At 61.4% G+C, this 11994-nt stretch carries 10 protein-coding genes; 1 reads left to right on the forward strand and 9 read right to left on the reverse strand.

Going from position 1 to position 11994, the window contains the following annotated elements; translation table 11 throughout:
- Positions 1–138: 138 nt before the first annotated feature.
- Both RB216_RS12860 and RB216_RS12865 read right to left on the reverse strand, forming a co-directional pair.
- The gene (locus RB216_RS12860; protein WP_308908785.1) at positions 139–1287 is read right to left on the reverse strand and encodes a hypothetical protein; all 1149 of its coding nucleotides are present in this window, start codon (positions 1285–1287) and stop codon (positions 139–141) included.
- A gap of 95 nt (positions 1288–1382) precedes the next feature.
- Positions 1383–2486, reverse strand: a complete 1104-nt coding sequence (locus tag RB216_RS12865; RefSeq protein WP_308908786.1) for a DSD1 family PLP-dependent enzyme — start codon at positions 2484–2486, stop codon at positions 1383–1385.
- Between the two features lie 70 nt (positions 2487–2556).
- Between RB216_RS12865 and RB216_RS12870 the strand changes: the two genes are divergently transcribed.
- Positions 2557–3183, forward strand: a complete 627-nt coding sequence (locus RB216_RS12870; protein WP_308908787.1) for a helix-turn-helix transcriptional regulator — start codon at positions 2557–2559, stop codon at positions 3181–3183.
- Here the strand turns inward: RB216_RS12870 and RB216_RS12875 are convergent.
- The 7 genes from RB216_RS12875 to RB216_RS12905 all read right to left on the reverse strand — a co-directional run bounded on the left by RB216_RS12875 (position 3171) and on the right by RB216_RS12905 (position 11927).
- Positions 3171–3551 (reverse strand): RidA family protein, encoded by a 381-nt coding sequence (locus tag RB216_RS12875; RefSeq protein WP_028615979.1) that lies wholly within the window; start codon positions 3549–3551, stop codon positions 3171–3173. The two genes, RB216_RS12870 and RB216_RS12875, sit on opposite strands and share 13 nt — an antisense overlap.
- Entirely contained in the window at positions 3548–4513 is a 966-nt protein-coding gene (locus RB216_RS12880) for a threo-3-hydroxy-L-aspartate ammonia-lyase (RefSeq protein ID WP_308908788.1), read from the reverse strand. The genes RB216_RS12875 and RB216_RS12880 overlap by 4 nt, the downstream gene beginning before the upstream one ends.
- A gap of 69 nt (positions 4514–4582) precedes the next feature.
- The gene (locus RB216_RS12885) at positions 4583–5362 is read right to left on the reverse strand and encodes an ABC transporter ATP-binding protein (protein WP_028615981.1); all 780 of its coding nucleotides are present in this window, start codon (positions 5360–5362) and stop codon (positions 4583–4585) included.
- An 11-nt stretch (positions 5363–5373) separates the two neighbouring features.
- On the reverse strand, positions 5374–6135 hold the full coding sequence (locus RB216_RS12890; protein ID WP_028615982.1) for an ABC transporter permease: 762 nt from the start codon (positions 6133–6135) through the stop codon (positions 5374–5376).
- A gap of 10 nt (positions 6136–6145) precedes the next feature.
- On the reverse strand, positions 6146–6898 hold the full coding sequence (locus RB216_RS12895) for an ABC transporter permease (protein WP_028615983.1): 753 nt from the start codon (positions 6896–6898) through the stop codon (positions 6146–6148).
- 203 nt (positions 6899–7101) lie between these two features.
- Positions 7102–9567 (reverse strand): TonB-dependent receptor plug domain-containing protein, encoded by a 2466-nt coding sequence (locus tag RB216_RS12900; protein WP_068931541.1) that lies wholly within the window; start codon positions 9565–9567, stop codon positions 7102–7104.
- A gap of 119 nt (positions 9568–9686) precedes the next feature.
- Positions 9687–11927, reverse strand: a complete 2241-nt coding sequence (locus RB216_RS12905; protein WP_308908789.1) for a TonB-dependent receptor — start codon at positions 11925–11927, stop codon at positions 9687–9689.
- Between the last annotated feature and the right edge of the window lie 67 nt (positions 11928–11994).

Consider the following 11994-nt stretch of genomic DNA (forward strand, 5'->3'; position numbering starts at 1 on the left):
GCCGGTCAACGCGAGGCAAAGATCCATTTTGTCGCACTGGCAGGGCTCGGAAAGGCTCAAGGCTACGGTTTTGGCGGGGTCAGCCTTCAGTCGGTGAGCCTGACGAAGGCTGAAAAAATATCGGACTTGACGATTCGCTCACGCTCTCTTCAATTGGGGCCAGATATTTGCAAATAAGGGTTGGTTGAATGTGATGCATATGGCATCAGCGGTAACCGGGTCATTCATCAGGGTCAGCACCGGCCTTCTGGAGTCGAAAACCACACTTTTGTGAGTCAACGGTTCTGCTTCTGACGTGGAGGGGAATTGCCCGTAAGTGATTGTCTGATAGACATCCAACGCCTCGGTCAAACATGTCATGGGTTCGACCGTGCTGTCGTTGCGCACGGCTGCAATACGACTGAGGCTCAGATCCTTAAATTTCAGCGTCAAGGTGCAGCTATCGATATTCAGGGCGAGCGATCCGTCGAAGACGATCACCTCCAGAAACTCAGACCCGATCGGCTTGAGGGTGAGTATCAAGCGCTTCAGATAGAGGGTATCTCCGTCACGCTGAGTAAACATCTGGCAAAGTCGATTATTCAGGTAAGCGGGGGGAAGATCGTCTTGCGTCCAGCCATACAGGCCGGGGAAAAAGGAAAGGGTAAACAGCCCGCCGGTTGATTGCCTGGCAAATTCTGAGTGCGGGCTCATGTATTCGACACTAGCGTTGGCAATGATCAATAAGGCGTTGGCGACGGCGGTGCACACGTGTTTCTCAAGCTCGCACTCAAAGCATGGCAATGTCTTGGCGATCTGTTCGGTGCTCAGCCTGTTCATGACCTGCAGCAAGGCATGACGCCCTGAACCGATCACTAGGGCTTTGCCAAAACTGCCATTTCTGCATTCCGTTTGCCAATCGGGATGCCCCGCGTGGTGGATATGGCCCTCTCGCAGGTCCACTACGATAAAGCTCGCCGCCAGGCCATCATTGATGGCGTCCTGGACGATGTTCTTGTGCCGTTTCAGCGAATAACTATCGTCGTATTCCGCTGCCTGCTGCACCTTGGTGAAAATCAGTTGGGCGTGACCCACCGCCCCTGCATACAGCATATGCACGTCAAGTGGCGACTCCCAGACCTTGCTTGCCATCCCTGCCGGGTAAGTGCTTCCATCCGCTGCGGGGCGCGCTTCCTGGCCGGTCAAGGGCGTGGTGGGCGATGCTTCGGGCACATGGTTGGAGCTGATTAGATTGTCGGTGATGGCGATCGGGAACGTTTCACCGAATAACAGAGCGGCGACGGTCATGCATTTCACTCCTGTCGAAAAGGGCATGGGCATCCAGTAACCGGCTATCTTCTCAGAACTGAGGGCCCGTGCAACCTCTGCGGGCCGCATCTGGGTTACCAGCCGCGCAGGCGCTCCCATACCTGCACGCCACCGCCTTCCAGCAGTACGTGGTAGCTGCCGAACTGGGTGCCGGTGGCGCATGCATGGTTGGGCAGGATGCGCAGGCGTTTGCCCAGCGGGAATTGTGTGACCACATCCACGTCGCGGCCTTGGAACTGCGCCACGCCATGCTCCTGATTGGCGCTGCTTAACAGCAGTCCCTCAATCGGCTCACCGTGTTCATCACAGACCTGCCCGTAACCAAAATCCTGCTGCTGGGATTGAGTGCCGCGATCCCGGCTCATTGCCATCCAACCGGCATCGGTGATGATCCAGCCTTTTTCCGGCTGATGGCCGATCACGGTAGTCAGCACGCTCAAGGCCAGTTCATCGATACGGCACACGCCGATGTTGTGCATCACCAGATCGAAGAAGGCATAGACCCCGGCGCGCAGCTCAGTCACACCTTCCAGGTTGAGCGCCGACAACGCAGTGGGTGTCGAGCCTACGCTGACCTGCGCGCAAGGCATCCCGGCGGCACGAATTCGTTCGGCCGCTTCCACACAGCGCGCACGTTCTTGCTCCGCGATGGCTTGCAGCGCTTCAGGCGTGTCCAGGCCGTAGCTTTCACCTGCATGGGTCAACACACCGCTGAGGCTGTCGCCAAGCAAGCGGGCGATGTCCAGCAGCAGCGGGTCCTGCGGCTTAACCCCGGAACGATGGCCGTCGCAGTCGATCTCGATCATCACCGCAAAGCGTTCGCCATGCTCCCGGCCAAAATCAACAATGGCCTGGGCGCCGGCCAGGCTGTCGGTGATCAGCGTCAAGGCGCAACCCCGACGACGCAACGCCAGGGCCTGGGGCAATTTGTGCGGCGCCATGGCTACGGCGTAGAGGATGTCGGCGATGCCCAAGTCGAAAAAATACTCGGCTTCCTTCAAGGTCGAAACCGTGATGCCACGCGCGCCCGCAGTCATCTGTGCAGCCACCACTTCAGCGCACTTGTGGGTTTTGACATGGGGGCGCAACTGCACACCCAGGCTGTTGGCGCGCTGTTGCATGCGCTGGATATTGCGTTGCATTTTCTCGGTATCGATCAGTGCTGCTGGCGTGTCCAAAGTTGCAACTCCACTAGAGGGGACGGCGCTGAAATTGACGCCCTGTCCAGGACTGGATATGTTGTCTTGCATGAAAAACACCTCTCCCAACGATACTCACCTGATCAGCCAACTCGAACAGATTGCCGAAGGCTTGAGCAAGACCTTCAGCCCGTTCTGCGAAGTGGTGCTGCACGACTTGCGCGACCCGCAGCACTCGATCCTGGCCATCCATAACAACCTGTCCGGACGCGCGTCGGGAGACCCGACCACCGAGTTGGGCCTGGCGCGGATTGCCGACCCGGACTACCCGCAAGTCATCGCCAACTACCAGAATCAGTTCAGCGACGGCCGCCAGGTCAAAAGCACCTCGATCGGCATCAAGGGTGCGAGCGGCGAGTACGTCGCGGCCTTGTGCATGAACGTCGACCTCTCATTGTTCCGTGGCTTGCAGGGCATGCTGGAACAGTTCTGTTCGGTCAGCGGCGACAAGCTCATCGAATCCCTGGACCCTTCCGGCGCCGATGTCATCCGTGCGCGTATCGACCAGTTCGCCGCCCGCCTGGCCACCACCCCGCGTGCGCTGAAAACGGCAGACCGGCGTGTGCTGATGCAGGAGCTCAAAGACTCGGGCTGCCTGGATATTCGCCGGGCCATGGAAACCGTGGCTTCCCACTTGGGCGTGTCGCGCGCGGCGGTCTACACCTACGCCAAGTAGCGCGCCACGGCTTCAATCTCCACGAGGTAACCGTGATGCAACTCGGGCACCGGCACCACCGCGCGGGCAGGACGGTGGTCGCCCAGCGCGGCGGCGTAAACGCTATCGAACGCCGGCCAGTGTTCGACGCCGGCCACGTACACCGTGACTTTGACCAGATCCTCTGGAGCCGCGCCGGCCGCTTTCAAGATCTCCAGCAGATTGTTCAGGGTTATCCGCGCCTGTTCGGCAAACGACGCCGACAGGTTATGCTGCCCATCCGGGCTGACCGGCAATTGCCCGGAGATGTACAGCGTGTCCCCATGGCGGACGGCTTGCGCGTAATGGCCTGCGGGTCTGGCCGCATTCGCTGTCTGGATGATCTTCATGAGGCCTCGCTGAGCAGCGCGGCATACTTCTGGATGTCGACGTTGCCACCGGTGACGATAATGCCCACGCGCTGACCCTTGAACCGGTCACCCTCATTGAGCAATGCCGCCAGCCCCAGGCAGCCGGTAGGCTCGACCACCAATTTCATGCGCTGCATGAAGAACTTCATCGCTCCAACCAGCTCGGCATCCGTCACGGTGAGGATGTCGTTCACCCTGTCGCGGATGATCGGGAAGGTGTAGTCGCCCAAGTTCTGGGTCTGCGCACCATCGGCAATGGTTGCCGGGGTGTCGATATGCACGATGCTGCCGCTGCGAAATGAGCGCTGGCCGTCATTGCCGGCTTCGGGCTCGACGCCATACAGCAGGCAGTCAGGCGCCAGGGCGCGGGTGCTCAGTGCGGTACCCGAGAGCATTCCGCCGCCGCCAAGGCCGACGAACAACGCATCCAGCGGGCCGGTGGATTCCAGCAACTCCTTGGCGGCCGTGCCTTGTCCGGCAAGGATGTGCGGGTGGTCATAGGGCGGGATCAGGGTCAGGCCGTGTTCAGTCGCCAGGTCACGGCCGATCTGCTCGCGGTCTTCGGTGAAGCGGTCATACAGCACCACGCGGGCGCCATATTCGCGGGTGGCCGCGACCTTGGCGGCAGGCGCATCGGTGGGCATCACGATGGTCGCCGGTATGCCCAGCAACTGCGCCGCCAGGGCAATCCCCTGGGCGTGGTTGCCGGAGGAAAACGCCACCACACCGGCCTTGCGCTGCTGATCATCGAAGCGCGACAACGCGTTGAAGGCGCCGCGAAACTTGAAGGAACCCGCCCTTTGCAGGTTTTCACACTTGATGAATACCTGGGCACCGGTCAGCGCGTCGAGGGTGCGCGACGTGAATACCGGCGTGGTGTGGGCAATGCCTTCCAGGCGTTGGGCAGCGTCGATGACGTCGTGGTAAGTGGGCGATGGCATGGGCGGACCTCGTTATCGTGTCTGGATAAAATATCCACATCAAGACAAGTTGTAAAGGTCTGCCTGGGTTCAGTGACCCACCAGTTCCTCCAGCAATTGCTCCTTATAGCCTTGCAGTTTCGGGGAGGCGCGGTCCCGAGGGTGAGGCAGCTCAACCCGGATCTCATGCTTGATCCGCCCGGGGTGGGCGTCCATCACAATCACCCGGTCACCGAGGTACAGCGCCTCCTCGATGTCGTGGGTGACCATGATCACCGTGCAGCGCTGCTGCACCCAGATGCGCTGCAGTTCCCGTTGCAGGTGCACGCGGGTCAGGGCGTCCAGCGCTCCCAGCGGCTCATCCAGTAGCAACACCTTGGGCTTGTTGATCAGCGCCCGGGCAATGGCGGCGCGTTGCGCCATGCCGCCGGACAGTTGGTGGGGGTAAGCATTTTCAAAGCCGGCGAGGTTGACCAGTGCGATGTGTTCGGCCACCAAGCGGTCCTTCTCGGCCTGAGGCAGCTTGTGGTTTTTCAGGGCCAGGGCAATGTTCTGGCTGACAGTCATCCACGGGAACAGACGATGGTCCTGGAACACGATACCGCGTTCCAGGCTGGTAGCCGCAATGCGTTGGCCGTCCAGCAGGATGTCACCGTTGTATTCGGCTTCCAGCCCGACGATCAACCGCAGCAGGGTGGATTTGCCACAGCCGCTGGCGCCGACAATGCTGACGAATTCGCCAGGGCGCACATCCAGCTGGATATTTTGCAGAACGGGCAGGTCGCGGCCTTCAATCTGGTAAGCCTTGTTCAGGCCACGGATCTGCAGGGCGCCGGTGTGCACATGAGCGGGGTGAGCGATTGCATTCATAGCAGGGCCTTTCAACGGAGGTTGCGCCAGCGCAGCAGGTGGCGGCTCAAACGGGTGAACAACAGGGTCATCAGGTAGCCGAGCAAGCCGATACACAGCACGCTCAGCACGATCACTTCCATGCGCGAGCCAGCTTCGGCGTTCATCATCAGGTTGCCCAGGCCTGCCCCTGAGGACAGAAACAACTCGCTGCCGATCGCTGTGACCCAGGCAAACGCCAGGGCATGCAGCACACCCGTGGCGATGCTCGGCAACGCCGCTGGCAGCAGCACTTGGGTGAATTGCTGCACGGGCGTCAGCACCAGCACCTGGCCGACTTCGCGGTAACGCCGCTCCACATGGCTGAAGCCCTGGTAGGTGTTAAGCACCATCGGGTAAAACGCGGCGAGGCTGACGATCAGCACCTTGGAGAACTCGCCGTTGCCGAACCACATGGCGATGAGCGGGATCCAGCCGAGCATCGGCACCTGGCGGATCGAATGGAACAGCGGGCCGATCAGGCGGTTGGCCACGCTGGACAGCGCCATCATCACCCCCAGCGTCACGCCGAACAGAATGCCCAGCACCAGGCCGCTGCTGGTGCGCGCCAGGCTGGCGAGCAGGTTGACCAGCAGTTCGCCGTTGCCGAGCATTTCCAGCAACGCTGTGCCAATCGCCGACAACGGCACAAACGCATAGGCGCCTGCGGCGTCCTGGCGTGAGGCGTATTCCCAGGCGAGCACCAACAGCAGCGGCAGCAACAGCCCCCGGGATTTTTTCAAGAGAGGCAACATGGATGGGCTCCTAGCGGGTCTGCCAACGGAAGAGGTGTTGTTCGATACGTCGCAAGCCGTAGTCAAGGGCAAAACCGATCACCCCCGTGACCACCACGCCAACCATCACCACATCAATACGCAGCATCTGCCGAGCCATTTCGATCATCTGGCCGAGGCCGCTGTCGGCCGCGAGCAGTTCGGTGGCTACCAGCACCACCCAGGCGCGGGTCAGGCTGATGCGAAAGCCGGTGATGATCGGCGGCGCCGCCGCGGGCAGAGCGACCAGGTGCACAAAGGTCGGCCAGCGCAGGCGGTATACGTCGGCCACCTCGAAGTAACTGCGCGGAATGCCACGCACGCCTTCGCCGGCCGCCAGGGCCACGGGGAAAAAGGCGGTCTTGGCGACAATGATGATCTTGAAGGTTTCGTCGATACCGAACAGCAGCACGAACATCGGGATCAAGGCGATGCTGGGGATCTGGCGCAAGGTGTGGAACAGCGGCCCGCAATACACTTCTACGTTCTTCGACGTGGCCATCAGCACGCCGAATGCCAGGCCGCACAGTGAGCCGATGCCAAAGCCGAGACCGAGGCGCGACAGGCTGTTGCCCAAGTGCTCGAGTAGTTCACCACTGGCGAGCAGCTCTTCAAAGGTTTGCAACACCTGGGCCGGAGGCACCAGCAGGTTGCGCGGGAAGATACCGAGATGGGCCACCAGCGCCCAGGTGGCGAGCAGGGCGAGGGGCGAGATAAGCCAGGAGAGTTGTCGAAGGAGGCGCATGGCAGGTCTTAATTGGGCTAAGTACCTGGCAGCTATCGCAAGACATGTGCCACAAACCGTAGGAGCCCGGCTTGCCGGCGATGAGCCCTTGAGACGGGTGCATAAACAGAGGACGCCATCGCCGGCAAGCCGGGCTCCTACAGGGGGGAATCGCAGAAATGGTGAATGGGTGCTGCTACAGCAGCACCCATTCAGCAATCCCCTCAGAAGTCGTAGCTCACACTGGTGTAGTAGAACGCGCCCTGGGCACCCTCCGGGCTGGTGATCGAGTACTTCGGCACGCCATACAGTTGCGCGCCATCGGCCTTGTCCGGGTGGGTGTCGAACAGGTTGATCGCGCCCACTGAGACCTTCACGCCTTTGTAGAAGGTGTACGACACGTCCAGGTCGGTCACCCATTGCGGGCTGTAGGTCTGGTCCAGGTTGGGGTTGGTGGCGTTGAGGCTTTTCCATTCGCCATAGCGGCGCTGGGCCACAGTGACGGCCCAGCTTTCATACAGCCAGTTGGCGCTCAGGGTCAGCTTGGAGTCCGGCGTACCGTCTTCAATCAGGCCCTGGGTATTGCGCCCGACGATCTGCGAGCCCTTGATGTTGCCCACATCGCGCAGGCCGGTGATGGTCGTATTGTTCTTGGCAAACCCGCTGCTTAGGTTCAAGCGGCCCCAGCGTTGCAAGTCCCATTGGTAGTTGCCGGTCAGCTCGATCCCATCGGTGCGGGTGTCGGCGACGTTGGTGTAGAACGCCGCGCTCTGGATATTGGCGTAGGGCGTGCCGGCGAAGATCGGCGTGACCACGCTCGCGGGCAACTGGTCAGAGAGGGTGATGCGGTTGTCGATGTTGATGCGATAGGCGTCCACCGTCACCGAGGCGTGTTCCAGGGGGCGCCAGACCAGGCCGAGGGAGTAGTTGGTCGACTCTTCCGGCTTGAGCGCCTTGCCGCCGAGTGCCTGGGCTTCCGGGCTGTTGGCGCGCAACGTGCGCTGTTGCACTTCGACGTAATTGCCACTGCCCGGCGGCTGTTCCACCACCTGCACACTGAACGACGACATGCCGCTCTGCACCAGTGACGGCGCGCGATAGCCCGTGCTGGCGGTGGCCCGCGCGGCGATCTGCGGGGTGAAGTCATAGCGCAGCGAGAGCTTGCCGTTGGTGGTGTCGCCAAAGTCCGAGTAATGCTCAGTGCGCACCGCCACCCCGGCCTGGAACTTCTCGGTGATCTGGCCTTCGACGTCGATATACGCGCCCAGCACTTTGCGGTCCAAGGACGCCGCATCCACTTGGGTGATGCCCGAGTAATAACCGGGAACGCGTCGCCCGGTGATCGGGTCGACCGTGTTGAACAGCGGTCCGTTCTGCCAGCCGGCAGCTTCACCCGCGCTCAACTGATAGTTCTCCTTGCGCCAAGCCAGGCCGGCCGACACGGTCAGCGGCTTGAACAACAGGTCGGTGGGGAAGTCGCGCAGCCAGTCCAGGGTCAGGCTGGTCTGGTCGTTTTCGCGCTTGCCGGTGTAGATACTCGACGGGCTGCTGGCGCCGTAGCTGGGGTTGATCGCGTTGCTGTCGTTGGACTTGAGGGTGTTGTTGCCATGGTTCAACGCCAGGTCGAATTTGCCCAGTTGATCATTCTCGAAGCGCAAACCGCCGGTAACGGCGTAGTCCTCGAGCCCGTAGCGGGTGATCGGCAAGCGTCCGTCCGGATAACGTGCCAATGCATTGCTGCCGTAGTTGTTGCGCAGGGTCGTGGGCGGGTCGAAGAAGCCTTCGGCGTCGGTATTCTTGTGGGCGTAGGTGGCAAACCCGTAGGCCGTCAGCCCCTCGCCAATGCCGATTTCGCTGTTGGCCACGACGTTGTATTGGTCCGAGACATTGCCCGAGCCCCAGCGCCAGGTGCGGTAGCGGTTGTTCTGCTCGCGCGGCGTGTTCACGCTGGTGTCGCCGGGGTAAAAGATCCGGTTGTCAGGGTTGGTGTCGCTGGCCGGGTCCTGGCTGCCGGCATCGAAACTGAGGGTGAGGAAACCGTCGTTGGGCAGGGCGAAACCTTTCCAGCCGCTGAGTTTGCGCTGGATGCCATCGCCTTTGTCATAGCCGCCGAAGCGGTAGCCGAGGTTACCGCCGTCGTCGTTTTCCTTGAGCACAATGTTGATCACCCCGGCGATGGCGTCGGAGCCGTATTGCGCGGCAGCGCCGTCACGCAGGATCTCCACGCGCTGGATCGCACTGAGTGGGATCAGGCTCAAATCCACTGCCGCCGCGCCACGGCCATTTACCAGGCTCTGGCGGGTGATGTTGGCGCTGCTGTGCCGACGTTTGCCGTTGACCAGCACCAGCACCTGGTCCGAGGCCAGCCCGCGCAATGAGGCGCCCTGGGCGATGGATCCGGAGAATGCCCCCTGAGGCGACTGCGGGAAATTGAACGAAGGCGACAGGGCGGTGAGGGCGCCGGACAGGTCGGTGGCCCCGGTCTGTTGCAATTGCTCGCCAGACAGCACATCTACCGGCGCCGCGCTTTGCAGGGCGGTCAAGTCGCTGCGGCGGGTGCCGAGTACCACCACGGTGTCCAGGTGATCTTTTTTTGCAGTGGGCTGGCTGTCGTCTGCCGCAAAGACAGGCACGGCAAGGCTGCCCATGACCAGCGCAATGGCGCCGGCCAACGGAGTGCGTTGGAACATAACTAGGTCCTTTCAGAAAACCACCAAGCGAGTTGGCGTCCGGATGGGCGATGTATGGCTACAGTGCCTCATCGCCGGCAAGCCGGACGCCTACAGTGGGTGGTGGTGGGAATTGGAGGTTAGAAGCGGCTGGTCACGCTCAGGCCCACGGTGCGCGGGTCGCCATAGGTGATCACGTATTGGCCCAGGCCACCGTTCGGCCGGCCATGGACTTGGTAGCGGCGGTCGGTGAGGTTATTGACGAAACCGGTAACGCTGAGTTTTTCGTCCGGGCTGTACCAGGTCAGGCGACTGTTGGCCAAGGTGTAGTGCGGCTGGCTGAGGTCTTTGTCGGCGCTGCTCTGGCGGTCGGCAAGGAAGTATTCCTTGTCGCGAAAGCTAACGTCCGCACCGGCCACCAGCTTGCCGCCGATTTCCAACGGGATGGTGTAGTCGCCACCCAGGGACACCACGTTGCGCGGCGAACGCACGAAGCTGTTGCCACTGTAGTCACCGGTAACTGTACCGGTGTTGGGGTTGGTGTTCTTGAAGTCGGTGTATTCGGTGTCGAGGAATGAGATGGCCGCGCGCAGGTGCAGGTAGTCGGTGGGTTGACCCTCCAGCTCCAGCTCAGCACCTTTGACCTTGCCCTTGGCGCCGTTGGTCAACGCCGTGGTCAGCACGCCGTTGTTGACCGTGAGCAGGTTCACTTGAATGTCCGAGTAGTCGTAATAGAAGATGTTCGCGTTAGCCGTCAGGCGGTGGTTGAACCACTCCGACTTGACGCCGAACTCATAGGCATCGAGTTGTTCCGGGTCCACCGTGGTCAGTTGCGAGAGGCTAGTGGACAAGCCGGTGTTGAACCCGCCGGACCGGAAGCCGTGGGCGTAGCGGAAGAACACACGCACGTTGTCGTTGATGCGGTATTCCGGCGTCAGGTCGTAGGTCCAGGCTTCCCAGGTCTTGTTTTCCTGGCGATTGCCGTTGCTGCCGGCGGCGGCCAGCGGAATCAGCGGGCCGTTGGCGGTGGCGCGGGTGAGCTGGGTGAGGCTGAGGTCGATGTCTTTCTTTTCCTGGGTCCAGCGCAGGCCACCGGTGACGCTGAAATTGTCGGTGAAGTCGTAGGTCAGGTTGCCAAACAGCGCGTAACTGTCGGTCTTGTGGTCGTAGCTCAGGTTTCGCAAATCCGTGGCGCCGTTGATCTGGTTCGAGCCGGTGCCGTTCGGTGTCGGGCCTGGCTGGATGAAGCGCCCGGCCGTGCTGTCCAGGTCCTCATGGAAATAGTGCGCACCCGCCAGCCAACGCAGGGTTTCCTGTTGGGGCGAGGCCAGGCGGATTTCCTGGGAGTACTGGGTGTATTTGTTGTCGGCGGTGGAGGTGCCGTTGACTTCATAGGGCGTGTAATCGCCATCGCTGCTGGACTGGCCGCGAATGTAGTCATAGGCGCTGATCGACGTCAGCGTGTAATCGCCCAGGTGCCAATTGAGCGTCAGCGACGTGCCGTCGTGGTCCAGCTTGGAATCGTCCTTCACGTTGAGCGCGATATTGCGCCCCAGCGGGCGTTGATAGCCCACGTTGTAATAACGCCCCAGGGTCAACGCACCGTTGGCACCGTCGCCTTTGAATTCGCGGCTGTGGATCTTCCACAGCGCATCCAGGTCGTCGTTGAGCTGGGCGAAGAATTGCAGGCGCACGGCCTTTTTGTTGACGTCGCCGTAGGTGTGATCGTCCACCAGGTTCTTCTGGAATCCGTCGCGCTCTTCGGAGTACAGCGAGATCCGCGCGGCGAGTTTTTCATCGACCAGCGCACCGCCCAACGCGCCGCTGAGGATGCGTTCGTTCTTGCTGCCAAAGCCGATCGTGCCGAAACCGTCGGTGTCGAAGGTCGGCTTCTTGGAAATGATATTCACCGCGCCGGCCGTGGTGTTCTTGCCATACAGCGTGCCCTGCGGCCCGCGCAGGATTTCTATACGCTCCAGGTCCCACAGCGGACTGCCGCCGGCAATCGGCGCGTTCAGGTACACATCATCGGCGTAGATGCCCACCGGGTACACGGTGGCCGCCCCGGTATCGCCGGTGCCCAGGCCACGGATGTACCAGCGCGGGCGGCCGTCACCGTCCGGGTTTTTGGCCGACGCGTTGGGAATGAAGGTGGTGATGTCGCCCATGTTGCGTACGCCGTCGGCGACGATGTTGGTGCCCTGGACTGCCGACACCGCCACCGGAACCTCTTGCAGGGTTTGCTCGCGGTGTTGTGCGGTGACGGTGACAGTCTTGAGTGATGGCTCGGTTTTGCTGGTGTCGTCTTCGGCGGCATGGGCGCCACCGGCAACCAGCAAAGCGAGCCACAGGCCCTTGGTGATTGGATTGATTTTATGCATGGCAGTCTCCCCCGGAAAATGTGTCATTGAAGGGGGTAGAGCAGAGATCGTGCCAATAGGATTTCAG

The organism is Pseudomonas canadensis (genome assembly GCF_030980095.1).
GTDB classification, from domain to species: Bacteria; Pseudomonadota; Gammaproteobacteria; order Pseudomonadales; family Pseudomonadaceae; genus Aquipseudomonas; species Aquipseudomonas canadensis.